This is a genomic window from Arthrobacter sp. T572 (assembly GCF_056780115.1).
On sequence record NZ_JBRAZQ010000002.1, the window covers coordinates 776,992 to 800,353 of the forward strand.

The 23,362-nt window shown below is 63.5% G+C and carries 18 protein-coding genes, 1 tRNA gene and 2 pseudogenes; 6 read left to right on the top strand and 15 right to left on the bottom strand.

What is annotated here, in order from left to right; genetic code table 11:
* Window positions 1-43: 43 nt before the first annotated feature.
* The gene (locus ACUYMZ_RS04865) at window positions 44-991 is read left to right on the top strand and encodes an EamA family transporter (protein WP_481602289.1); all 948 of its coding nucleotides are present in this window, start codon (window positions 44-46) and stop codon (window positions 989-991) included.
* Window positions 992-998: 7 nt separating this feature from the next.
* Here ACUYMZ_RS04865 and ACUYMZ_RS04870 read toward each other — a convergent pair whose 3' ends face one another.
* The 13 genes and pseudogenes from ACUYMZ_RS04870 to ACUYMZ_RS04930 form a co-directional block, all read right to left on the bottom strand.
* A complete protein-coding gene (locus ACUYMZ_RS04870; protein WP_481602290.1) occupies window positions 999-2,237 on the bottom strand; it encodes an IS110 family RNA-guided transposase in 1,239 nt (412 codons plus the stop codon).
* A 340-nt stretch (window positions 2,238-2,577) separates the two neighbouring features.
* On the bottom strand, window positions 2,578-3,186 hold the full coding sequence (locus ACUYMZ_RS04875) for a hypothetical protein (protein WP_481602291.1): 609 nt from the start codon (window positions 3,184-3,186) through the stop codon (window positions 2,578-2,580).
* 90 nt (window positions 3,187-3,276) lie between these two features.
* Entirely contained in the window at window positions 3,277-3,912 is a 636-nt protein-coding gene (locus ACUYMZ_RS04880) for a TetR/AcrR family transcriptional regulator (protein ID WP_442424674.1), read from the bottom strand.
* Window positions 3,909-5,945 (bottom strand): YhgE/Pip family protein, encoded by a 2,037-nt coding sequence (locus ACUYMZ_RS04885; protein ID WP_481602292.1) that lies wholly within the window; start codon window positions 5,943-5,945, stop codon window positions 3,909-3,911. Before ACUYMZ_RS04885 ends, ACUYMZ_RS04880 begins: the two co-directional genes overlap by 4 nt.
* Window positions 5,942-6,703 carry an ABC transporter ATP-binding protein gene (locus ACUYMZ_RS04890; protein ID WP_481602293.1) on the bottom strand — a complete coding sequence of 254 codons (762 nt, stop codon included), beginning with the start codon at window positions 6,701-6,703 and terminating at the stop codon, window positions 5,942-5,944. Before ACUYMZ_RS04890 ends, ACUYMZ_RS04885 begins: the two co-directional genes overlap by 4 nt.
* 70 nt (window positions 6,704-6,773) lie before the next feature.
* Complete coding sequence (locus ACUYMZ_RS04895) at window positions 6,774-8,231, bottom strand: dihydrolipoyl dehydrogenase family protein (RefSeq protein WP_481602294.1); 1,458 nt, start codon at window positions 8,229-8,231, stop codon at window positions 6,774-6,776.
* Window positions 8,232-8,351: 120 nt separating this feature from the next.
* Window positions 8,352-9,038 (bottom strand): N-acetylmannosamine-6-phosphate 2-epimerase, encoded by a 687-nt coding sequence (locus tag ACUYMZ_RS04900; protein ID WP_426006006.1) that lies wholly within the window; start codon window positions 9,036-9,038, stop codon window positions 8,352-8,354.
* Between the two features lie 10 nt (window positions 9,039-9,048).
* Window positions 9,049-10,039: pseudogene (locus ACUYMZ_RS04905) on the bottom strand (ROK family protein).
* A gap of 6 nt (window positions 10,040-10,045) precedes the next feature.
* Window positions 10,046-10,963, bottom strand: coding sequence for a dihydrodipicolinate synthase family protein (locus ACUYMZ_RS04910; protein WP_481602295.1), 918 nt, complete (start codon window positions 10,961-10,963; stop codon window positions 10,046-10,048).
* 37 nt (window positions 10,964-11,000) lie between these two features.
* Window positions 11,001-11,798 (bottom strand): ATP-binding cassette domain-containing protein, encoded by a 798-nt coding sequence (locus ACUYMZ_RS04915; protein ID WP_426006009.1) that lies wholly within the window; start codon window positions 11,796-11,798, stop codon window positions 11,001-11,003.
* On the bottom strand, window positions 11,795-13,906 hold the full coding sequence (locus ACUYMZ_RS04920; RefSeq protein ID WP_481602296.1) for a dipeptide/oligopeptide/nickel ABC transporter permease/ATP-binding protein: 2,112 nt from the start codon (window positions 13,904-13,906) through the stop codon (window positions 11,795-11,797). The genes ACUYMZ_RS04915 and ACUYMZ_RS04920 overlap by 4 nt, the downstream gene beginning before the upstream one ends.
* Window positions 13,907-13,909: 3 nt before the next feature.
* Window positions 13,910-14,866: an ABC transporter permease gene (locus ACUYMZ_RS04925; protein ID WP_481602297.1), complete on the bottom strand. Its 957-nt coding sequence runs from the start codon at window positions 14,864-14,866 to the stop codon at window positions 13,910-13,912.
* A gap of 98 nt (window positions 14,867-14,964) precedes the next feature.
* Window positions 14,965-16,587, bottom strand: a complete 1,623-nt coding sequence (locus ACUYMZ_RS04930; RefSeq protein WP_481602298.1) for an ABC transporter substrate-binding protein — start codon at window positions 16,585-16,587, stop codon at window positions 14,965-14,967.
* Between the two features lie 323 nt (window positions 16,588-16,910).
* Between ACUYMZ_RS04930 and ACUYMZ_RS04935 the strand changes: the two genes are divergently transcribed.
* Window positions 16,911-17,639: a FadR/GntR family transcriptional regulator gene (locus ACUYMZ_RS04935; RefSeq protein WP_426006012.1), complete on the top strand. Its 729-nt coding sequence runs from the start codon at window positions 16,911-16,913 to the stop codon at window positions 17,637-17,639.
* Between the two features lie 152 nt (window positions 17,640-17,791).
* On the opposite strand, the gene ACUYMZ_RS04940 is transcribed toward ACUYMZ_RS04935, so the two are convergent.
* Window positions 17,792-18,424 carry a TetR/AcrR family transcriptional regulator gene (locus tag ACUYMZ_RS04940; protein ID WP_426006013.1) on the bottom strand — a complete coding sequence of 211 codons (633 nt, stop codon included), beginning with the start codon at window positions 18,422-18,424 and terminating at the stop codon, window positions 17,792-17,794.
* A gap of 144 nt (window positions 18,425-18,568) precedes the next feature.
* Here ACUYMZ_RS04940 and ACUYMZ_RS04945 point away from each other — a divergent pair, with 144 nt between their 5' ends.
* The 4 genes and pseudogenes from ACUYMZ_RS04945 to ACUYMZ_RS04960 all read left to right on the top strand — a co-directional run bounded on the left by ACUYMZ_RS04945 (window position 18,569) and on the right by ACUYMZ_RS04960 (window position 22,923).
* Window positions 18,569-19,807, top strand: coding sequence for an MFS transporter (locus ACUYMZ_RS04945; protein WP_481602299.1), 1,239 nt, complete (start codon window positions 18,569-18,571; stop codon window positions 19,805-19,807).
* Window positions 19,800-20,585, top strand: coding sequence for a cyclase family protein (locus ACUYMZ_RS04950; RefSeq protein WP_481602300.1), 786 nt, complete (start codon window positions 19,800-19,802; stop codon window positions 20,583-20,585). The genes ACUYMZ_RS04945 and ACUYMZ_RS04950 overlap by 8 nt, the downstream gene beginning before the upstream one ends.
* Entirely contained in the window at window positions 20,582-21,532 is a 951-nt protein-coding gene (locus ACUYMZ_RS04955; protein WP_481602301.1) for a fumarylacetoacetate hydrolase family protein, read from the top strand. Before ACUYMZ_RS04950 ends, ACUYMZ_RS04955 begins: the two co-directional genes overlap by 4 nt.
* A 225-nt stretch (window positions 21,533-21,757) precedes the next feature.
* Window positions 21,758-22,923: pseudogene (locus tag ACUYMZ_RS04960) on the top strand (IS30 family transposase).
* A 135-nt stretch (window positions 22,924-23,058) separates the two neighbouring features.
* Here ACUYMZ_RS04960 and ACUYMZ_RS04965 read toward each other — a convergent pair.
* A tRNA-Arg gene (locus tag ACUYMZ_RS04965) sits at window positions 23,059-23,132 on the bottom strand.
* Between the last annotated feature and the right edge of the window lie 230 nt (window positions 23,133-23,362).

Below are 23,362 nucleotides of genomic sequence, written 5' to 3' on the forward strand. Positions count from 1 at the left end.
TTCAACGCTGGTGCTTCATTCACATTCAGGCCAAAGTGGACTTGTGAATCTTCGTCATTCCCTCCTGGCCGTCCTCGTAGCCGTGCTCTGGGGTATCAACTTTGTCGCCATCGATCTTGGACTGCATCCTGCCGGACACGATGTCCCGCCTCTCCTTTTCGTCGCACTTCGCTTCCTCTTGGTTGTCTTCCCTTTCATCTTCTTCATCCGCAAGCCGGATGTGGGCTGGAAGGCGATCATCGGCGTCGGGCTTTTCATGAGTGCCGGCCAATTCGGCCTCCTGTACCTGGGCATGGCCTTGGGAATGCCGGCGGGATTGGCGTCATTGGTGCTGCAGGCGCAGGTTCTGTTCACCATCCTGCTCGCCTCGCGCTTTCTTGGTGAGAAGGCCACGCGCAAGCAGTTGATCGGCGTGATTCTGGGCGTAGCCGGGCTGGGCGTTGTGGCCCTGGGGCGCAGTGCCGTGGCTCCGGTGTTGCCCCTCATGATCGTCCTGGCGGCGGCCCTTTCGTGGGCTGTGGGAAACGTGGTGGCCAGGCACTCGAAAGCGAAATCGGGCCTGGGCCTGGTGGTGTGGTCCGGTGCTGTGGTTCCCCTGCCGCTGGCGGCTTTGTCCCTGGTGGTGGATGGCCCGGACGCCGTCATCGGGACCCTGGCCGATCTACAGCCGGCCACCATCCTGAGCGCGGTCTACACGGCAGTATTCGCTTCACTGGTTGGCTACGGAATCTGGAACCGCCTGCTTGCACTGTACCCGGGGTCCGACGTCGTGCCGTTCACGCTGCTGGTCCCCGTGGTGGGCATGACGGCCGCCTGGCTGGTCCTGAACGAGGTCCCCACTCCCACTGAAATCCTCGGTGGCCTGATACTCCTCCTTGGAGTGGCGACGGCGGTGCTGGGTGTCTCACGAAAGCGACCGGGAACACCCGTGGCGGGGCCTGCCCAGCGCGTCCAGGCCCGGTCTTCCCACGCCCAACTAGTACGAAAGTAGTGGTGGGTTAGGCTGCGGTGACCGGGGTGATGGTGACGTTGTAGCCGAGGTTGTTGAGTTGTTTGATGGCGTTGTTCTTGGCTCTGGTTGGGTTGATCCTGTTGAAGTGGTCGGCGCCGGGGTCGGTGTAGCACTCGCCGTTGCGGAGCATGTGCCAGGCCGCTGTGAGGATGGAGTGTTCGATGGCGACGAGGGCTTTGTTGGTTCCGGAACGGGCGGTGATGCGGCGGTATCTCGCGGCGAGGTAGGTGTTTTTGGATCGGGTCGCGGACATGGCCGCGGTGCCGAGTGCTGCTTTGAGGTATTTGTTGCCGGGCATGATGTGGCTGGATTTGATCCTGCCGGCGGATTCGTTGGCGCTGGGGCAGACCCCGGCCCAGGACGCGAGCCGGCCCGGGGTTTCGAACACGCTCATGTCAGCTCCGGTTTCGGCGATGATCACTTCGGCGACTCGTTGGGATACTCCGGGGATGGTGGCCAGGGCTTCCCTGGCCTCACGAAAGGGTTCCATCGCCTCCTCAATCCGTGCCGTGAGGGTATCGATGGTGCGGGTGCGGGCGTCGATCTGGTCCAGGTGCAGTCGTGCCATGAAGGCGTGGTGGGGTTTGAACCTGCCGGTGAGGGCGTCGACCAGTGCCGGGATTTTCGAGCGCAGCATTCCACGGGCCATCCCGGCCAGCACCTCGGGGTTCCGTTCGCCGTTGATGAGGGCTTCGAGCATGTCCCGGGAAGAGACCCCGGTCAGGTCTGAAACCACGGAAGAGAGTTTGATCCCGGAGCTTTCCAGGAACTTCTCCAGCCTTTGGATTTCCCGGGCCCGGTCGCGGGTGGCGATGGCGCGGGCCCGGGTGAGGTCCCGCAGTTCGCGGATGGGTTCGGGCGGCACGAATGATGCCCGCAGCAGCCCGTGCGCGGCCAGTTGGGCCAGCCACGCGGCGTCGGAGACATCGGTTTTGCGTCCCGGGATGTTCCGGGCGACTTTGGCGTTGACCAGCATCACCGGCAGGGTTTCTTCGAACAGGTAGAAGAACGGTTTCCAGTAATCGCTGGTCGCTTCCATCACCACAACAGTGACGTGTTCGCGTTCGAGGAACTCCCGAAGTTCCAGGATCGCGTGCGTGGTCGCGCCCCAGGTTGTGACCTTTGAGGTGTAGGTCCCTGCCCGTTCTCCGGGGACCCGCACGCAGACCTTCGCGTCGCGTTTGGAAATATCCATTCCCGCGGCCCGTTCATGAACAATGTCCATTCCAGCTTCCCTTCAATACATCCAGTTACCGGCGTCGTCTCGGGGAGGACAGGGAGAATATTCAGGAATCTAGTACCCGTGCTTGAAAGCAACAATCCACGGTTCCCGTGGAAGTCCTCCACGCCACGCTGGGTCACGGACTCAAGGCACCAAGTTGGGCCGGCGTTCACCGAGACGAACAATCCCATGATCAACCCGTATGGGCAGAGCCCACCAGAGCCCAGGCGAGCCAACCGCATACTTTCCCGGATCACGGCGCGCCGAAGGCACTCACACGCTGGGTCGCAGTTAAGCGCGTTTTGAGCGCCCAAAACGCGCTTAACTGCGACTTAGTTGGGGGCTAGCGCTTGGGGGCAGGCTTGCGCTGGGTGGAAATGCTCGACGGCGGTCGCTTGGCAGACGCTGCTGCCTTTCCGGCGGTTGCGGGGCGCTTTGCCGGGGTCCTTGCGGGGGTGCGGCTTGCCGGAGGGCGCGGTGCCGCCTGGCGGGTACCGGCTGGACGTTTCACCGCTGCAGGTCCGGCCGGTCGCTTGGCTGCGGGGCGCTTGGCCGGGGGTTCTGCACGGACACCGAACCCGGGCATCACTGCGCCGAGGAACAACACCAGGAGGGTGCCCACACCGGCCACCACGGCAAGGTAGAAGTAGATATCCGAATCCTGGCTGCTGACTGCGCTTCCCAGGGCGTTCGCATCCTGGTTGAAGGCCAGCCCCCACATCCGCAGGAAGGCGATGCTGAACCCGATGAACAGGCTGGTCCCGGCCGCGCCGAGGAGGACCACCAGGTACCTGCGCCGGTTGAAGACCTGGACCACGGAGGACAGATAGCAGACAAGGACAGCGCCCAGGAACAGGTACAGGACCACTTCTTCGAGCACCACAGCTGCCAAGACCAAGAGTCCGAGTGACACAAAAGCTGCCACGATCGCGAGCTTTCCACTGTTCCCCATGCGACGCATGAGGTTAATCATCGCCGACCAGGCCGCCGCGCCACGCCGTCGTACATTGCAGTTGGATACCGTTCGCGGCGGAAGCGGAAGCTACTTGATGACGTAGCCATGCATGATGGTCATGACCGCGGCGACGCTTTGTTCGCGCGTGCGTTCGGGGTTGTAGGTCTGCCGGTCCAGCCCCACCACAAAGATCGCCCCGAAGATTGCCGCTTCCAGGCTTCCCCGGGCGATGGACGTATCCACGGTATAGCCGGAAGCCACGCCCTCCACCGCTGAGCCGATCACGGCCAGCAGTTCGCCCCGGAGTTCGGCGAAGACGGCGCTCCATTCCCCGGGGGTGCGCCAGTTTTCGCTGACCCAGAGCCGCGCAAAAGAGGGGTAGTCGTCCATGAATTCCATGGCCTGCCCCACCATGTCCTTCATGGCGTCCAAGGGGTCGGCAGTTTGCCCTTCGATAGCCTGGAGCCGCGCGAGCATGATGTCCACGCCATGCCGCAGCAGCTGGGCTATGAGGTCCGATTTACTGCCGAAGTTGTAGTACACCGTTCCCTTGGAGACTCCCGCTGCGGCGGCAATCTCGTCAACGGTCACCCCGGCCGCTCCGCGTTCTCCGATGAGTTCCATGGACGCCTCGAACAAGCGCTGTTTGGTGGCGTTGGTGCGTTCGGGACGGAGCTTTTTTCCGTTGGCAACCGCAGGACCAGCGGGCTCGGGCGTACTCATACTGCGATCTCCGGCTTCAGCGTTTTAAGGGTCCACATCTTGTGCTTGCGGACGGCGAGCGTTGACATGGCCGCTCCCAGCACAGTGTATCCAAGGAGGCCCAGCACGGTGGGCCAGATCATGGACAGGTCGCCGCCGTAGATCAGGTGCCGCATTCCGGTGACCACGTAACCCATGGGCAGGACCTCATGCACTACGTGCAATGGCTCGGGGGTGGTCTGCCACGGGAACGTGCCGCCCGATGACACGAGCTGCAGGACCAGCAGAATCAGCACAACAAACTTACCGGGAGTTCCCAGCAGGGCCACGATGCCCTGGATGATGGCGCTGAACGCCATGACCGCAGCGAGCATGAAAAGCCACATTCCGATCGGGTGGGCAGGGTCCAGCCCGAGGCCCAGGTTCACCACCACCGTGAGGATGGTGGCCTGCAGCACCGAGACCACAAAGAACGGAAGCCAGCCGCCCACTGCGATCTTCCATGCAGGGGCATTCGAGGCCAGAGCCCGCTGGGTGATGGGCCGCATGGCCTGGACCAGCATGAATACACCGATCCAGAGGGCGAGCGTCAGGAAGAACGGCGCCAGGCCCGCACCGTAGGAGTTCGCTTTGGCTTGCGAGACGTTCTCCACTGCGACGGGGTCCGCAATCACCTTCGAGACGTTGCTCTTCTGTTCATCGTTGGGGTTCGGGATGTCGCCGGCCCCCTTCGCCAACTCCGAGGCCAAGGTTTGCGCTCCGTCGGAAGCGGTCACTGCGCCGCCGGCAAGCTGCCCCGCACCGTCGTCCAGTTGGCGGGCGCCGCCGTCGAGCTTAGTGGCGCCGTCGAGGGCGGCCTGTTGGCCCACCGCCAGGGTCGATGCACCCTTGCTGAGCTGGCCCGCTCCGGCGGAAGCCTTGGAGATGGCATCGGCGAGGGCCGGAGTCGCGCCAGCGAGTTTCGCGGCGCCGGCACTCACTGCCGCCGAGCCGTCGGAGAGCTGCTGGATCTTTGCCGCGTCTCCGGCGATCTTGGCCTTGGCATCCGTGACGGGGCTCGACGCTGCGGCCGAGTCGAAGTCGGCCAGGACTTTGTCTGCCTGCTCCTGGGTCAAGACGCCCGAGGCTACGAGCTTCGCGTTGGATTCGACCACGCGGTTTCGCAGTCCCTTGTCCGCGGCGTCCAACTGCCCGACGACGTTCTGGACTTTCGCGTTCAGCTCGGCATTTCCGGCGGCTACTTGCGCAGCGCCGTCGGCGAGCTTTTGCGAGTCGGTGGGCAAAGTGGCGGTCTTGTTCTTCAACTCGGAAAGCCCGGAACTCAACTGGCCAGCGCCTGAGTTGAGCTGGTCGGCGCCGTCGCGCAGTTGGGTCTGCCCGGCCACCAGTTGGTCGGCGCCGGTAACCAGCTGGGAAGTGCCCTGGTGCAGCGTGGCCGCGCCGTCGCTGAGCTTGCCCACGCCGTCCGCCAACTGCCCGGCACCGTCGGCGGCTTTGACGATGGACGCGTGGATGGTTCCAAAGCCTGTGAGCAACTGGTTGGCGGTTTCCTCGCCGACCTCCTTGGCAACGGTGGAGTGCACGGCCGTGGTGAGCTTGTCCACGATCGTGCTCAGCAGATAGTTGTTCGCGTCGTTGGTGGTGACGTGCAGCATGGCCTGGTTGGCGGCGTCGAAGCTTCCCGGAGAAACCAGGTTGGCGGAGAAGTCCTGCGGGATGCGCAGGGCGAACGCATATTCGCCGGTCTTCACGCCGGCATCGGCTTCCTCAGCACTGGGAACCTGCTTCCAGTTGAAGACGTGGCCTTCCACCAGGCTGTCAGCGACCTTCTTGCCGGCCTCCAGTTGCGTGCCGTCCTTCGACGTAGCCCCGGTGTCTTCCACCACCAGCGCGGCATCGATGCGGTCCAGGTTGCCGTATGGATCCCAGTTCGCGTAGAGATACACGGCACCGTACAGCAGGGGCACCATGGTCAAGGCCAGGATGGTCAATTTGGGCAGGAGCCCGCCGGTCATGCGCTTGAGTTCGGAGCGGGCAAGCCGCAGAACAGTCACTGTGCAGTCCTTTGGAGGTTGTGGTCTTCTTGGGTTTCATCCGCATCAGGCTCGACGGCGGCGGGTGCTGTTTCGGTTCCGGGCCCGGCTGCGGCATCTTCCTGGCTGTGGTCCGGCCCGTTTTCTGCTGTAGGGATAGCCGAGTTGCCGATCACAGCCGCGGGTCCGTCCCATCCGTCCGGGAGACCGCTGACGGTCGCGACGACGGCAAGGGGCCGCCCGGCGTCGGACGCCAATGCCTGAAGCCGTGGCAACCACTCGGCGGGGTCGGCGCTGTGCCGGTCCGGGGAGTCGACCACCAGGAGGTCAATCGCGGGATCGGCCAGGGCGAGGGATGTCAGGAGCTCGAGCCGGCGTTTGGCCGGAAGCTGCTCGATCCACAGGTCCGCAATGTCCTCGAAGGCGTTGACCTTCAACCAAGGCTTGGCGAGCAAGGCGCCCCGGTAGCGACGGGGGATGAGGGACAGGTCCTCGGTGACGAGGTCGCGCACGCTCAGGTGCTGTTCCGGTTCGTTGACGCCGGGGGAGTCGACCAAGGCGCTCGCAAGCCGGATCCTCTTGGCCTTGGCGGTGTTGTCCCAGCTCAGGATGCCATCGCTGGGCTTCATTCGGCCGCTCAGGGCAAGTGCCAGCGCGGTGCGTTGATCCTGGCCATCGCCGGTGACGAGGATGAGTTCGCCGCGCTTGGCTTCGAGCGAGGTTGGCGGCAGGAGGTCGGTCCGGCGGCCGTTGATCTGGAGTTGCTGTGCGGACAGCACAATGAAGCCTTTCGCAGAACTGGTGTCTGCGACAAGTCTAACTAAACTGACTAGTCAGTTCAAATAGGAATTAGAGCCCGTACTTTTCCATAAGCCGGAGCCATACCTCGCTGATGGTCGGATAGGACGGCACCGCATGCCAGAGCCGGTCCAGGGGTACCTCGCCGACGATCGCAATAGTCGCCGAATGAAGGAGTTCGGAAACGCCCGGGCCCGCAAAGGTGGCGCCGATGATCACCCTCCGGTCCTCGTCCACCACTATCTGTGCCCACCCTTTGTAGTCGGGAGAGTACAGCTGGGAGCCGCTGACGTTGATGGGAAGTTCAACCCCGGTCACGTTCTTTCCTTGCAGGAGTGCCTGCTCGAGTCCTTGGCCAACTGATGCCACCTCAGGGTCCGTGAACACGACGCTGGGGACGGCATGCTCGTTGGCGGTGTGCGCCCAAGGGCTCCACGGCTGCGGGCTGCCTTTGAGTTCACCCTTGGCGCGGGCCACGATGGCGTCGCCAGTGGCGCGGGCCTCGTATTTGCCCTGATGCGTCAGGAGAACCTTCCCCGCTGCATCCCCGGCGGCGTACAGCCAGGAATCGCTGCTGGCGTCCTCGGTCTGTCTTTCGACGAGCCCGCTGGCATCTGTTGTGAGCCGCGGAGCTTTGCCGTCCCCGCCCCGGATACCCACGCTTTCCAGGCCCATGTTGGCAACGGCGGGATGCCGGCCGGACGCCACCAGGAGTTGGTCGGCATGGAGTGTTTTGCCGTCGAGCGTCACGGTGACGGCGCCGTCGTCGTTTTTCTCCACCTTGTGGACGTCCGCGTGGAGGTGGACCGTAACGCCATCGGCGCGAAGCCCGGCCAGGACCAGATTCGCCGCTTCCTCCGCGTAGCTGCTCAATAACCGACCACGGGCGACTACTGTGACATCGGAGCCGAGCCGGGCGAAGGCCTGGGCCAACTCCACGCCTGCCACGCCGCCGCCGAGAACCGCCAACCGCTTTGGAATGTCCTTGGCCGCCGTGGCTTCCCGGGTAGTCCAAAAGGGTACGTCCCCCAAGCCGTCGATGCCCGGAATGGTCGGTGTTGATCCGGTGGCGACTACTACCGCGTGCCTGGCCCTGAGGGTGTAGCCGTTGCCGTCGAGTCCATCCACGTGGACCTCGCGGGGGCCTGTGATCCGGCCGCGTCCACGGAGCAGGTCGATCCCGGCGCTGTCCAGCCACTCCACTTGGCTGCCGTCCTGCCAGTTGTTGGTGAACCAGTCCCTGTGCTTCAGTGCGGCCGCGGCGTCCAAGGTTCCCGTGATGGCTTCCGTGGCCCCCGGAATTCCTTGGGCCGCGTGAAGGACACTGCCAGGGCGAAGGAGTGCCTTGGAGGGAATGCAAGCCCAGTAGGAGCACTCGCCGCCAACCAGTTCGCTTTCGATGATGACCGCCGACAGCCCGCCGCGCACCACCCGGTCTGCCACGTTTTCACCCACGGCACCTGCGCCGATCACAATGACGTCGTACTCGCGGGAGGTCTCGGCACTCATGGGGAAAGCCTACGCCGGGAACCCTCCCCTTGTGAGGCCCGTTCTGCGGGCTGGGTGTCTGTTTTGGCGCACAGAGCACGCAGTACAGACATGCATTGGGCAGGCCAGTGAAAAATGAAGCTAGGCGTGCATCGCGCCCTTGAACCAGCCCGTGATCGTGGCGGGATGGGTGATGGCTGTGCCCACGACTACCGCGTAGGCGCCGGCGTCGAGGGCCTGGCGGGCCTGGGCCGGAGTGTGGATGCGGCCCTCGGCGATCAACGGCTTGGCCAGATCGGCTGCTGCGATCTGTTCCAACAAAGCCAGATCCGGACCATCGGTCTTGGGGCGCTCGCCGGTATAGCCGGACAACGTGGTGCCAATCAGGTCCGCTCCGGCTTCGACGGCGGCCACGGCGTCATCGAGAGAACCGCAGTCCGCCATGACCAGTGCATGCGACTCCGCGTGGATTCCGGCCACAGTCTCGGCCAAAGACAAGCCATCCGGCCGTGGACGCCGCGTGCCATCAATCGCCACCACGTGCGCTCCGGCATTCGCCACGGCCAGGGCATGCCGGAGGGTCGGAGTGATAAAAACGCCGTCGTGCCCGTCTTTCCAGAGGCCAATGACAGGAACTTCGACGGCGGTGCGAGTGAACTGCACGTCGGCCAGCCCCTGCACGCGGACTGCCGCAGCCCCGCCGATCACCGCCGATGCCGCGACCTGGCCGGTGGTCCGGGGATCGCGCATCGGTTCGCCAGGGTATGCCTGGCAGGAGACGATGAGCTGGGAGCGGAGGGCTTCGAGGCCACCTGGCGTGAGGATCAAGGGTTTTTCCTTAGCTGAGAACGAGTTTCGCGGCACCCACAATGGCTGCGGTGTTGCCGAGGGCTGCCGGTACCACGGGTACGCCAACCAGAGGCGACAGCAATTCCTGGCGGAGGGCGGTCTCCATCGGTTTCCACCACAGCTCCCCGGCGTCGGCGAGCCCGCCGGAGATGACCACAGTTTCGGGGTCGAGGATGTTGGTGAGTCCACCCACCGCTTGGCCAGCGGCCAGGGCACCGAGTTCGACGGCCGCCCGCGCGGCGGCGACGTCTTCCTCGGAGGCGGCGGCAGCACCGGCGTCGTGGATTCCGGAAACGAGCCCAAACACCGCCCGCGTATCGGGCGCAGCCGAAGCCGAACCGCCGAAGCGCAGGAACGACTCATGGATGGCGGGTCCGGAAGCGATGGCCTCAACATGCCCGGCCGAGCCGCACACGCAGGGCAGGGGCTGCCCGTTGACTACGGCATAGGGTGAAGCGAAATGCCCCACGTGCCCGCCGACGAAGCGGTGCCCCAGTACGGGTGAACCGTGCAGGACAAAGCTCCCGCCAACGCCCGTCCCGAACGCCACCATGAGCGAACTCGAGGTACCGGCTGCGGCACCGAGCCAGGGCTTCGCCCAGGGCGTGGGCGTGGACATCGTTGACGGCGCGGACGTTCAGCCCGAGCCGCGAGGACAAGCCACCGGCGAGCACCGTCCCGGCCCAGCCGCGAATGGCGTCGGTCGCCGAGACAACGGTTCCGGCAGCAGCGTCGATGACCCCTGCGGAACCGACGCCGACGCCGGACACGGTCAGTCCGGCGTCGGCGGCGCGTTCCACCAAGCCCATAATCAGCGTTGCGGTGGCATCAAGGATCGCTTCGCCACCGGCACGGTTGAGCGTCGGAATGGTGTCCGAGGCCAGCACGTCACCTGATGGGGAGACAACCCCGGCGGCAGTTTTGGTGCCGCCGAGGTCAACGCCGATCACGTGGGTCGCTTGGGCCAGGAGAGCGGTCACGAGAGGTCAGACCAGTCCGTTGCGTTCCAGGATTTCGCGGATCGCGGCAGTCTCGGACTCGTTCAGGGACAGCATCGGCGAGCTCATGGTGTTGGACTCGATAACGCCCATCACCTGCAGCGCCGTCTTGAAAGCTCCCAGGCCGGCGGCACCACCGGAGACGCGGCCGCCCGGGGTGTAGACGATCTCGAAGACGTCGGCCAGCCGGTCCTGTTCCCTTGCCGCGAGAGCCCAGTCGCCGGCCTGCGCGGCGTCGAAGAGACGACGGTAGCCCGCCGGGTCCACGTTGCCCAGGCCGGGAACTACGCCCTGCGCCCCGCCCAGGAGCGCGCCGTCCACCACCACTTCGTGGCCAGTGAAGATGTCGAAGTTCGGGATTTCCCGGGCTGCAAGGAGCAGTTGGCGGAAGGACACGTCGTCACCGGAGGAGTCCTTGACGCCGGCAATCACGCCATCGCGGCCAAGGCGGACCAGGAGGTCGGTGGGCAGCTTAAAGTGGGTGCGGACGGGCACATCGTAGGCGAAGATCGGTTTCTGGATGGCTTCGTGGATATTGCGGAAGTGCGTCTCGGTTTCCGCGACGTTGCCGATCGCGTAGTACATGGACGTGACCACGATCGCGTCCGCGCCGAGGTCCACCACTTTGCGGGCTTCCTCGATCACGCGGTTGGTGGTCTGCTCGTTGGCGCCCACGATCAGCGGGACGGCCCCGGCGTTTGCGTCGGCGATGGTGGTGACCACCAGCTCGCGTTCTTCATTGGTGAGGTAGGGGACTTCGCCGGAGGATCCCAGCACGAAAAGTCCGGACACACCGCCGTCGATCAGGTGCTTGGTGACGTTCTTCAACGACGCGGTGTCGAGGCTGCCGTCGGCGTGGCGGGGGGTGATGACCGGGGGAATGACGCCCTGGAACTGAGTGGACACAGAAATCTCCGTTGTTGGTAACTGGTGAAAGGAAAAGCTAGATGTGGAGCAGGCTGGGCGCGGCGCCAAGCAGCTTCTTGGTGTAGTCGTTGCCGGGGTTGTCGAAGACCTGCGCGGCTGAACCTTGCTCGACGATCTTGCCGAAGTACATGACGCAGATGCGGTCCGAGACGTACCGGACGGTCTGGATGTCGTGCGAGATGAAGACCATGCCGAGGTTCAGCTGGGTCTTCAGGTCGGAGAGCAGGTTCAGCACCTGAGCGCGTACCGAAACGTCCAGGGCCGACGTCGGTTCATCCGCCACGATGATGTCCGGGTCCAGCGCCAGGGCACGGGCGATCGCCACACGCTGGCGCTGGCCGCCGGAAACCTGCGACGGCGTCACTTCCGCCGCCGATTGCGGCAAACCAACCAGCGCCAACAGTTCCTTGACCTTGGCGGCCCGGCTTGCGGCCGTTCCGATGCCGTGGATCTGGAGTGGATCGGTGAGGATGTCCTGGATGGTCATGCGGGGGTTCAGGGCAGTTGACGGGTCCTGGAACACCACCGATACCGAGCGGCCAAAGTCCCGTCGCATGGCTGCGTTGCGCTTGATGGCCGGCTTGCCGTGGAACAAGACCTGTCCCGACGTCGGCGGCTGGAGTCCCACGAGCACTGACGCCAGGGTGGACTTGCCGCAGCCGGACTCACCGACGATGCCGATCGTTTCGCCACGGCTGACAGTGAAGTCCACGCCGTCGACGGCTTTGACGATGTTGGGACGGAACAATCCGCCGGTACGTGCCCTGTGGTAGACCTTGACGTCCTTGAGCTCTATGACTGGTGTGGAACTCACTTCGCGTCCTCCTTCAGGTGGCTCGCCCAGTAGTGGTCGGCATCGTTCCCGTTCGCGGAGGCAACCGATGTGAGGACCAGCTTCTGGTTGGGGTCGGCGTCCGCCCGCAAAGAGCGGGCGGCGAAGCGGTCCCCGGAGGCGAAGTCGCGCGGGGAGGGTACCGTGCCGGGGATCTGGTGCAGCCTGGCAGCATCGGCTTCGATGGAGAGTACTGCGCCCAAGAGGCCCCGGGTGTACTCGTGCTTGGGGTTCTGCAGCAGCTCCGATGCCTGGGCGGACTCCACTACCTGTCCGGCGTACATGACCGTGATGCGGTGGGCCAGGGAGGCCACCAATGCGAGGTCGTGGCTGACGAAAACCATGGCGAAGCCGAGTTGTTCGCGGAGTTCATTGAGCAGGTCCACCACTTGCTTCTGGACCGTGACATCCAGCGCGGTTGTGGGTTCGTCGGCAACGACGATCTTTGGTGAACGGGACAAAGCCATGGCAATGAGCACGCGTTGGCGCTGGCCACCGGAGAGCTCGTGGGGATAGCTCGCAAGCGTCCGGACGGGGTCCAGCTTGACCATTTCCAGCAGCTCGGCGGGAGTCTTCCGACCGCCGCGTTTGGTGAGCTGCTCCATTTGCTCCTTGATCTTCATGGAGGGATTCAGGGAGCTCAGCGCATCCTGGTAGACCATGGCGATCTGCTCACCGCGGAGGCCCACGTAGGCCTTAGGGTTGCTGTGCTGCGACTTGGGATCCAGCAATTCCTTGCCGTCAAAGACGATGGAGCCAGTCACCTGGGCAGTCTTCGGCAGCAGACCCATGACGGCGAGGGAGGTAATGGACTTGCCGCAGCCGGACTCGCCAACCAGACCCATGGTCTCGCCCTCCCGGACCGTGAAGGAGACGTTGTCCACGATCGGGATGTCGCCGAATCGTCCGGGGAAACGGATGGACAGGTTCTTCACCTCAAGGACAGTGCGTGCGCCTGCCGGGACCTGCGGAAGGCGGTCGGTGCGCTTCGCTTCGATCGAGGCCAGGAGTTCCAGTTCACGGTCCAGGAGTGCGTGCGGGTTGGTGGCGGCCAGGCGCACATCGGTGAGCACCGCTGCCTGGCCACGATCATCGGCGTCGCTGAGTCCGGAAGCCGCGCGGACGCCGTCGAGCTCGTGCTCCTCAACTACGGAAGGCTGCGCGACTGATGTGGCAACCTCGGTGTCCACGGCCACGGAAGCGGAGGAGCCGTCGTCGTCCTTCACTACCGGAGCCTTGCGCAGCTTCGGGTTGACCATGGCGTCGGTGAGGCCCTCGGCGAGGATATTCAGGGACAAGACGGTCAACAGGATCGTCAGGCCGGCGAACGTGGTGGCCCACCAGCCACCGGACAACACGAGGTTGCGGCCATAGGAAATCACGTTGCCCCAGGACGGAGCGGGATCCTGCACGCCGGCGCCCAGGAAGGACAGGGAGGCTTCCAGGATGATGGCGTCGGCCACCATGACCGTGGCGAACACGAGCACCGGAGCCGCCGTGTTGCGGACGATGTGCTTGACCAGGATGTAGAACCGGCCGGCACCGATCACGCGCTCGGCACGGACGTAGTCTTCGCCGTACTGGGCCAGGACGTTGGCACGGACCACCCGGGCAAGCTGCGGCGTGTAGATGATGGCGATCGCGATGATGATGGTCGGGACCGAGTTGCCGAAGGCAGCCAGCAGCACGGCGGCCAGGGCGATACCCGGGAAGGCCATGAGGATGTCCATGATCCGCATGATGATCTCGTTGACCGACTTGCTGGACGTCGCGGCGAAGGAGCCCAGGAGGGCGCCCACCAGGATCGCCAGGCCAACAGCGCCCAGGCCGATCATGAGCGAGGACTGTGCGCCGAAGAGGAGGCGCGAGAAGATGTCGCGGCCCAGGCGGTCCGTTCCGAAGAAGTGTTCGGCGCCCGGGGGAGTTGCCGGGATGAAGGTCTCCAGCGGGTCGTGCGGTGCAAGGACCGGCGCAAAAATGGCCGCGAGGGTGATGATGATGAGGAAGAGCAGGGCGATACGGGATCCCCAAGGCAAGGCCTTGAAACGAAGGCCCGGGGCGCTTAGCCGTTCTGCGAGCTTGCTGCGCATGAGCTATACCGTCCTGATTCGGGGGTTGATGAGCAGGTAAAGAAGGTCCACCACGATGTTCACCAGAACAAAGGTGACCGAGATGGTGAGCACCACACCCTGGACCAGGTTGACGTCCAGGTTGGTGATGCCGTTGAGGATCAGCTGGCCCATGCCGGGCAGGGCGAAGATCATTTCAATCACGACGGCGCCACCCAGCAGGTAGCCGACGCGAAGTCCCAGCACGGTCACCGGAGTGACGAGGGCGTTGCGGAGCACGTTCTTGGAGACGACCTCCCGGTAAGGCACTCCGTTGCCGATGGCGGTACGGACGTAGTCGCGGTCGAGTTCTTCCACCATGGATGTCCGGACAACGCGGATCAGCGAGGCTGACACCGGAATGCCGAGTGCCAGGGCCGGCAGGGCCATCGAGTTAAGCCAACCGCCGAAGCCGGATTCCGGCGTCGCAATGCCGCCCGAGGGGAACATCGGGTTCTCGCCGAGTGCGAACCACTGGATAAGGAGGATGCCGAGCCAGAACGACGGCGTAGCGATTGCGGCGATCGAGAAGACACGCACCAGCTGGTCCTGCCACTTGTCCCGGTAGAGAGCGCCGACGATGCCGAACGCGAGCGATACCACTATGGCGATCAGGACACCCAGAAACGTGAGCTGCAGCGTCAGCGGGAAGGCCGAGCCGATCATGGAAGCGACCGACTTTGCCGGGGGAGTGGTGACACCGAGGTCGAACTGGAGCAGCTTTCCGAGGAAGCGGAAGTACTGCAGGATGAGCGGATCGTTGAGGCCGTTGTCCTGGCGGTACTGCTGCTTGGCTTCTTCGCTGGCGCCGTCACCGAGGGCCGAGCTGGCCTGGTCGCCGGGTGCGGCCTGCAGGACGAGGAAGACGAGCAACGTGATGCCCAGGATCATCAATGGCAATGCTGCAAGTCTGCGGCCGAGCAGACGCAATATCGTGACCAATTTGTTCTCCGGTTGATAGGGGTTTGCGTGGCCCGCTGTGCGCGTTATGTGGGGGTTTTAGCGCGTTCAGCGGGCCCCGCAAAGGTCTGGGGGACCGCCTAGGCGGTACGTCCGACGTCGACGAACGACAGGCCCGTGGTGGGCAGCGGCTTGAAGCCGTTGAGCTTCTTCTCGTCCCAGGCGCTGGGCAGCTGGCGGTGGAAGATCGGGTAGAGCGGAACTTCTTCGGAAACCAGGTCCACGATCTCGCCCACCGTCTTCTTGGCGTCGTCGCCTGACGCCTGTGAACCCTTGTTCATGAGGTCCTGCAGCTTGGTGCGCTCCGGAGCGGTCCAGAAGGCGCGCTTTCCCATCCAGGTGGAGCCGGAGTAGAACCAGCTCAGGAGCAGGTCCGCGTCATTGCCGAAGACAGAAGGATCGCCGGGGGCGGCCACGACCGAGTAGTCGCCCTTGCCCACGCGGTCGCTGTACAGGGCGCCGGACTGGAGGCTCTTGACGGTGACCTTGACGCCGGGAATCTTGTTCCAGGATTCGAGGATCAGCGGCGCAACGTCCTTGACCCATGCCGTGTCCGTGGTCAGGAGTTCGAATTCGAGGTTGGTGACGCCGGCCTGCTTCAGCAGGTCCGCGGCCTTGGAAGCATCGTAGCCGTAGACGTTCTTGGCCTTGACGTAGTCCGGGTGGCCTTCCTGGAAGTAGGAGCTGGCGGCCTTCGCATTGCCGAACAGGGCTTTCTTGATGATGGCTTCCTTGTCCAGGCCGTAGTGCAGGGCCTGGCGGACCAGCTTGTTGTCGAACGGAGCCTTGGCGCAGTTGAACATCAGGAACAGCAGGCCGAAAGACTGGACCGACTCAACCTTGACCTTGGACTTCAGTCCGTCGACATCAAGGTAGGGAACGTCCTCGATGGCCTGGACCCGGCCGGACTGGACGGCGGTGACGCGGGCTGCGGCGTCCGAAAGGAGCAGCCAGGTCATCCCCTTGGCCAACGCAGGCTTGGGGCCGTTGTAGTCGGCGAAAGCCTCGAACACGATCTTGTCGTCCTTGACCGCGGAGACCAGCTTGTACGGGCCGGAACCCACCGGCTTGGCGTCGAAGGCCTTGAGGTCCGTGGCAAGAGCCTTGGGGACAATCTTGACCACGGAGATGCGCGGCCCGAAGCCCGGGAAGGCGTACTTGAGGGTGAATTCCACCGTCTTGGCGTCCACCGGCTTGACGTCCTGGATGAACGGGATGAACTGGGAGAACAGGGACTTGTTGGCCGGGTCCATCACTCGGGTGAAGGAGAAGGCTACGTCCTCTGTGGTGACGGGGGAGCCGTCGTGGAACTTGGCGCCGTCGCGGATGGTCACCTGGTAGGTGGTGTCGTTGAGCTTCTTGGGGTCGGCCGCGGCCAGTGCGTTGTACGGCTCACGCGTAGCCGGGTGCAGTTCGATGAGGCCTTCGAAGATGTGCAGGTTGGCTGCCATGGGCGTTGCGCCGGAGGAGCTCAGCGGATCGAAACCCGTGGAGAGGGCGTAGGAGATGCCCGCCTCGATGATGAGGTCCTTGTTGACTGCTGCAGTGTTGTTCTGGTTGCTCGTGGTGGTGCTGGCAGCACCGCCGCACGCAGAAAGGGTTGCCGTGAAGGCGGCCGCTGCACCAACTGCGCCGCTTAGCTTCAGGAAGTTCCGGCGGCTGGCGTCGTTGACCAGCGGCAGGCTGTTGATCGTCTTGCTCATAGGGTGCCTCACCATTCGAGTTATGTGGGTTATCGGATGTAGGACGTCCGATGCTCGTAGTGAAACTGTAAGGGCGGTCACAACGGAACGTCAAGCGAGATTCGGTGCAAGGAGGGCGTGCCCCTGGTCAGCGATCAATGGCCAAAGGCAGCATTGGCGGGAATTCCTGCGAATTCCCGCGACATACTTATCAAGGACATGGGACATCCGATATTGTATGTTGCGAGTCAGTCATTCTGTGGTGGGCACTAAGCTCGCCTCAATATTAACACCGCACCTGCCCGGCACCGCCGGCTCACGGGTGCCTTGGCAAGGAGAGCGCCATGACAACTTCCGGTGTGGTTCCGCAGGCGCGGTTCAGCGCACAGGCCCGGCTGCGTGCGTTGCAGTCGGACATTATGGAGCTGATCCTTGAGCGCGAGCTTGAGGCGGGCGATCCTTTGCCGACGGAGAGCGAACTGTCAGTAGCCCTTGGCGTTGGCCGGAACACCCTGCGCGAGTCCCTCAAGGTTCTGCAGGCGCTTGGCGTCATTGAGATCCGGCATGGTTTTGGCATGTTCGTCGCCCCCAGTAACTTCGATGCGCTCGCCGACGGACTCACCTTCCGCGGCCGTTTGTCCCTTCGCCACCAGGGCCTCGAAGCACTGCAACTCGTGGACGTCCGCCAGGCACTGGAATCCGGCCTGATTGGTTCCTCCATCGACGTCATGACCCCCGGGCAGCTGTCCTCCATCGAGGAATCCGTCAAGCAAATGGAAGAGCTTGCCGCCGCCGGGGAGAACTTCGTGGCAGCCGACGCAGAGTTCCACCGCCGCCTCTTCGAACCCCTCAACAACGAACTGCTCATCAACCTCATGGGCGTTTTCTGGAAGGTCTACCGGAAGATCCACGTGGAGATCGGTGCCGGTAATGAGGACTTGGTGAAAACTGCGGCGATCCACCGCAACATCTACGCGGCCGTCGCCAAGGGAGACAAGGTCCTGGCTGCTGAACTCCTCAACCGCCACTTCGACGGCATCCGCCGCCGCATCAGCGAAGCCGTGGGCGAGTAACGCACCCAACACAAGGGCCGCCGTCGTACTTTTCACCAAAGTGCGACGGCGGCCGCTTCCGTTTCTGCGCGCCCGTCACCTTCCCGCCCCCGTCACCCAACTGGGTCGCAGTTAAGCGCGTTTTGAGCCGTCAAAACGCGCACTAATGCGACCTACTTGGGTGGGGTGCCGCGCCAACCGGCCACGAGGACCGCGCGAAGGTAGTCGTACCGGAAATCGTTGATGTTTCCGATGTCAGAGAGCGCGGCGATCCGATGGGGGAGGGCCGTGCCCGTCAATGCACCGACGCCGAACAGGTAGGCCCACTCGTGGAACCCTGCGGGCTTGTCAGGGAGGACCTGGCGCATCACTTTGATGAAGTCGCGGGCCATGGGGTCGAAGTAATCGGCAAGGATGCCGCGCTCGTAGGCAGCGGGATCCGAAGCCTCGCGAAGGACCAGACGCGCGAAAAGCTTGCCGTCCGGGGTCTCCTGGGCCTTCAACGTTGGCAGGAGGAAGGCTTCGACGATTTTCTCAAGGGCATCCGGGGCTGAGGTGTCCACCCCGAGGACCTCCCTGCGGCGCTCCTCGTTGAGGTGTTGGTAGCGGGCGAACACGGCCCTGTAGAGATCCAGTTTGGTGGCGAAGTGGTAGATCACCAGCGGAGCGGTCGTTCCGATCTCTTCCGCGACGGCGCGCATGGTAGTCGCCTCGAAGCCGCGGTCCGCAAACATCCTGACGGCGATATCCAGGATCTGCTCCCGCCTGCGCGTTCCCGCGGTGTTTCCCTGCACTTCTGTGGACATGCGCTCCACCCTATCTCGCCTTGCCCGGCATCCATTGACACAAGTTGAATGGATGTATAAATTCTATCCCAACAGAAACTGAACGGGTGTATAAGTTCTGTTTCGCGTCGGGCACCGTTGCCCGCTTCAGAAGGGATTTCCACCATGAGACGTGGAACCAAATGGTTCATCCTCCTTGGGTCATTCGTGATCTACCTCTTCGATGCCCTCGAAATCGCTGTGCTCTCCTTCGCCCTCCCGGCCATTACCAAAGAGCTGGGCCTGACGCCCCAAGCCGGGGGACTGCTGGCAACCGCAACACTCCTGGGCATGGGTTGCTCCAGCGTCATTACGGGATGGCTGGCCGATAACCGGGGCCGTCGGCTTGCCCTCATCGTGTCCATGACGGTGTTTGTGGCACTGACCTCCGCCCTGTTCGTCGTGCCCAACTACGGGGTTTTCGTGGCCCTCCGCTTCCTGGCCGGCATCGGGCTCGGCGGCGTATGGTCCGTACTGTCGACCTACATCGTGGAGTCATGGCCTCCATCGCAGCGTGGCCGGGCTGTTGCGTTCGTCCTGGCGGCGTACCCTCTCGGCGGAGCCACTGCAGCCTTGGTCGCCGGTGTATTCATGCCGGACTGGAGGCTGTTGTTCCTGGTGACGGGCCTGTCCGCGTTGCTGCCGCTGCTCATGGTGGTGTTCTTCTTTCCCGAGTCGAAGGCTTGGCTGGACGAGCGCGCGGTGCGGCTTTCCGCCGTCGAGGGCGAATCCGGCAACGTGACCACCAGGGAATTGTTCACGGGTCCGTACCGGCGACGCACCATCATCGCCACCCTCGTGGCTGTTTGCGCCTTTGTGGGGTTCTACGGTGCGTCGACGTGGATGCCGAGCTACTTGTCAACGGAGCGCGGTCTGGATCCCCGGCAAGTGAGCGTGTTCATGACCATCCTGAACCTGGGGATGTTCCTTGGCTATCTCGCCTTCGGCTGGGTGGCGGACAGGATCGGGCGCCGCAACGCGATCATCCTCTCCCTCACAGGCACCGGACTCCTGATTCCCCTCTACGGACTGGTCACCAACCAATCAGTCCTGCTCTGGATGGGGCCGCTGTACGCGTTCTTCATGACCTTCGCGGGCCTTTTCGGGTCCTATCTCGGCGAGCTGTACCCCACCAGGATCCGTACGACGGGGGCCGGATTCTGCTTCAACATCGGCCGTGGCATCGCAGCGTTCGCGCCGTTGGCGATGGGAGGAATCGCCGCTTCCTGGGGCTTTTCATCAGGGCTCATCCTTTCCGGCGCGGTGTTCCTTGCAGGCGGGGCGCTCATGTTCTTCCTGCCGCGGACGGGCGCTGCTCCGCAAGCTATCCACAACGAACAGAAGGAACCGGCGCACCATGCCTAAGCTCATAGATCTTTCCGTCAGCCTTAAGGCGAACATCGCCTCCGACCCGCCGGGACTCACTCCGGAAATCCAGTACTTCACGCACAGGCAAACTGCGAAGGATCTTGTTTCCTACTTTCCCGGCATGGGCGAGGCCGATCTGCCCGGCGAAGAAGGCTGGGCCATCGAGCGGGTAACGGCAACCACCCATACGGGTACCCATCTGGACGCCCCATACCACTACGCCTCCACAATGGATGGCGGAGCCCGGGCCATCACCATCGATGAAGTCCCCTTGGAATGGTGCTTCGGCCGGGGAGTGAAGCTCGACTTCCGCGCGTTGGACGACGGATACGTCGCCACTGCGGCAGATGTCGAGACTGAACTTGCAAGGATCGGCCACGAGTTGGCACCCGGGGATATCGTGGTGGTCAACACGGCCGCAGGCTCGAGGTACGGCATGGACGACTACCTCTCCACAGGCTGTGGCATGGGTCGGGAGGCGACACTCTTCCTCACCAGCCGTGGCGTCAGGGTTACGGGCACCGACGCCTGGAGCTGGGACGCTCCTTTCATCCACACGGCCAAGCGGTACATCGAGACCGGCGACAGCTCCCTCATCTGGGAAGGCCACAAGGCCGGTATGGAGATCGGCTACTGCCACATCGAGAAACTGCACAATCTGGAGGTCCTGCCCAGTACCGGATTCCGGATCTCCTGCTTCCCCGTAAAAATCCACGGTGCCTCCGCCGGCTGGACCCGGGCGGTAGCGATTCTCGATGACGAGGCCGTGGCGTGAAGTTCTTCCGGTTAATGCACGACGGCGTTCCGCGCCTCGGGCTGGCAGACGACACCTTGGTTGCGGGGCGGCTTTTTGAGGAGGAGGGGCTGAACGTTTTCGACGTCCTGGAACGGCCTTGGACTGTCCCGTCCGGTGATGCTGTGGATTTGGGGTCCGAACTCCTGCCGCCCTTTGATGTGACCTCCATCAGGGACTTCATCACGTTCGAGCAGCATACGGTTGGCGCATTGCGTTCCGTGGCGTTGGACAAGGGCGTTCCTCCGGCGTGGTTTGAGGCTCCGGCGTTCTATTTCACCAACCCGCATGCCGCAATAGGTCACAACGGTGTGGTTCCGGTGGCGCCGGGATCGCAGCAGTTCGACTGTGAACTTGAGGTGGCGGCAGTCATCGGAAAAGACGGGTTCAACCTGTCCGTGGAGGAAGCAGAGGAGCACATCGCCGGGTACATGATCCTCAATGACTGGTCAGCCCGGGACCTCCAGCGTGCCGAGATGACGGTTGGGCTGGGTCCGGCGAAGGGCAAGGACACGGCGACGTCCTTGGGGCCGCTCTTTGTGACCAAGGATGAGTTGGCGGATGTTGTTTCGGATGGCTTCTTGAAGCTGGCCATGTCAGTGGCCATCAACGGGGAGGTCCTGGCTGCCGATTCCTTGGCCAACATGGCGTGGTCATTCCCCGAGCTGGTGGCCTACGCCAGCAGGGGAACCTGGGTCCGGCGCGGGGACATCCTGGGCTCTGGAACCAGTGGTGGCGGGTGTCTGGCGGAATTCTGGGGCTGGCAGGGTTCCCTGACGCCGCCCGCGCTTGTGCCTGGGGATGTTGTGAGCTTGACCGTGGAGCGACTTGGGACGCTGACGAACGTTGTGGGAGAAGCTCCGCCGGTCCAGCCGGTCCCCGGGGCACGCCGCCGGGGATATACGCCGCCAACGCCTTTCGAGCCCTGACCTCGTGGAGAGCCGGGCCCTAACCCCGCGGAGCGACGGGCCCTAACCCCGCGGACCGCCGACGGCAAGGCAAGGCACCTGACCCGGGCGCCGCCGTCGTGCCTTTACCTACGCCGTCAGCACCCAACCAGGTCGCATTTGTGCGCGTTTAGCGGGGGCAAAGTCATAGGGTCGTTGCAACGCTCTGATTGATGGAGCGTCTCGTGGTCAAAGTGTTTTCTCTGAATGCCTGCAGGGAGTTTGTTGATTTGGTGTGTGCCGGGTGGCCTGTTCGCAGTGCTGCACGGCGTGTCGGCGCGGTTCATAAGTCCGGGGCGAATTGGTGGGCGCAGTCTGGCCTGATGATGAGTGTGAACAGAGGTGCTGTTGGGGGTCTTGCCGATCCTGCGCCGTCAGCTACGGGTCCTGGCCGGGCTTTGAACCTGGAAGAGCGGGGCATGATCCAGATGGGTGTGGGGATGGGGCTCAGTTACGCCAAGATCGGTGCGGCTATCGGTCGTGACAAGTCCGTGGTCTGGCGGGAGGTCAAGCGACACACGTCCGCGGACGGGAGGTACTACGCTTCGGCCGCTCACGCCAAAGCGCATCAGAACAGGCGCCGACCCAAGCCCTTGAAGCTGGTTGAGGAAGAGGATTTGTGCCGGCTGATTGCCCTCTGGATGGATGACGGGTGGAGCCCGAAGCTGATCTCCTCGATGTTGGCGTATTACTTCAGCGACGATCAGACTATGCAAGTGAGCCACGAGACGATCTATCAGGCCCTCTACGTCCAAACCCGCGGGAACCTGCGGGCGGACCTGGCCGAAAAGCTCAGCCTCAAACGCAAACAACGCGTCCCCCACACCACTGACCGCCGCGCCAACAGCCCGTACAAAGAGGCCTTCAAGATCAGTGAACGCCCCGCCGAGGTCCAAGACCGGGCAGTACCCGGGCATTGGGAAGGTGATCTGATCATCGGAACGAACGGCACCGCTATCGGAACCCTGGTGGAACGCTCAACCCGGTTCACGATCCTGCTGCACCTGCCAGGGGACCACACCGCAGAAACCGTTGCTGCGGCGATGATCCGGGAAATGGCTTCCCTCCCGGATCACCTGCGCCGATCGATAACTTGGGACCGCGGCACCGAACTGGCCGACTACGCAAAAATCCAGACGGCCCTCGAAACGACCCTGTATTTCTGCGACCCGCACTCGCCCTGGCAGCGGGGCACCAACGAAAACACCAACCGGCTCCTGCGGTTCTGGTTCGAAAAAGGCACAGACCTTTCAGTCCACACCGCCGAAGACCTACGGCTCGTCGCGGCAAAACTGAACCGCAGACCCAGACCCACTCTCAACCTCAGTACCCCAGCGAACCAACTCAACCAGCTGCTACAAACAGCGGCCTAAACCCCAGCGTTGCTCCCACCACTTGACTTTGCCGGGCTCAAAACGCGCACAACTGCGACCTGGTTGGGTGCTCGGGTTAGTACGCAGGGGAAAGAAAAAGACCCGCACCGGCGAACCGGTGCGGGTCTTCATTTGTGCGCCCAAAGGGATTCGAACCCCTGACCTTCTGTTCCGTAGACAGACGCTCTATCCAGCTGAGCTATGGGCGCATTTCGCGTGATTCGCGGCGGTCTGTTTCTCTGACCCCCTCGAACCTCAATAAACTTTACAGAAGTTCATGTGAAGTTCCAAATCGAGAAGCTGTAATCTGCGCAACTAGACCGGTCTACGTGACCTTTGTCACTTAAATGCGCTTCCTCGAAGCCAAGATCCTTGAATTCCCGGGGTTTTGCTCTTCGCTCCTTTGCAGATCAGATGTCTGACAAGCCCAATGGTCTGG

Coding starts and splice junctions, on each gene's coding strand:
- ACUYMZ_RS04870 (WP_481602290.1), bottom strand. CDS start 2,237: ATGGACATTGTTCATGAACGGGCCGCGGGAATGGATATTTCCAAACGC.
- ACUYMZ_RS04875 (WP_481602291.1), bottom strand. CDS start 3,186: ATGGGGAACAGTGGAAAGCTCGCGATCGTGGCAGCTTTTGTGTCACTC.
- ACUYMZ_RS04880 (WP_442424674.1), bottom strand. CDS start 3,912: ATGAGTACGCCCGAGCCCGCTGGTCCTGCGGTTGCCAACGGAAAAAAG.
- ACUYMZ_RS04895 (WP_481602294.1), bottom strand. CDS start 8,231: ATGAGTGCCGAGACCTCCCGCGAGTACGACGTCATTGTGATCGGCGCA.
- ACUYMZ_RS04920 (WP_481602296.1), bottom strand. CDS start 13,906: ATGCGCAGCAAGCTCGCAGAACGGCTAAGCGCCCCGGGCCTTCGTTTC.
- ACUYMZ_RS04930 (WP_481602298.1), bottom strand. CDS start 16,587: ATGAGCAAGACGATCAACAGCCTGCCGCTGGTCAACGACGCCAGCCGC.
- ACUYMZ_RS04935 (WP_426006012.1), top strand. CDS start 16,911: ATGACAACTTCCGGTGTGGTTCCGCAGGCGCGGTTCAGCGCACAGGCC.
- ACUYMZ_RS04940 (WP_426006013.1), bottom strand. CDS start 18,424: ATGTCCACAGAAGTGCAGGGAAACACCGCGGGAACGCGCAGGCGGGAG.
- ACUYMZ_RS04945 (WP_481602299.1), top strand. CDS start 18,569: ATGAGACGTGGAACCAAATGGTTCATCCTCCTTGGGTCATTCGTGATC.
- ACUYMZ_RS04950 (WP_481602300.1), top strand. CDS start 19,800: ATGCCTAAGCTCATAGATCTTTCCGTCAGCCTTAAGGCGAACATCGCC.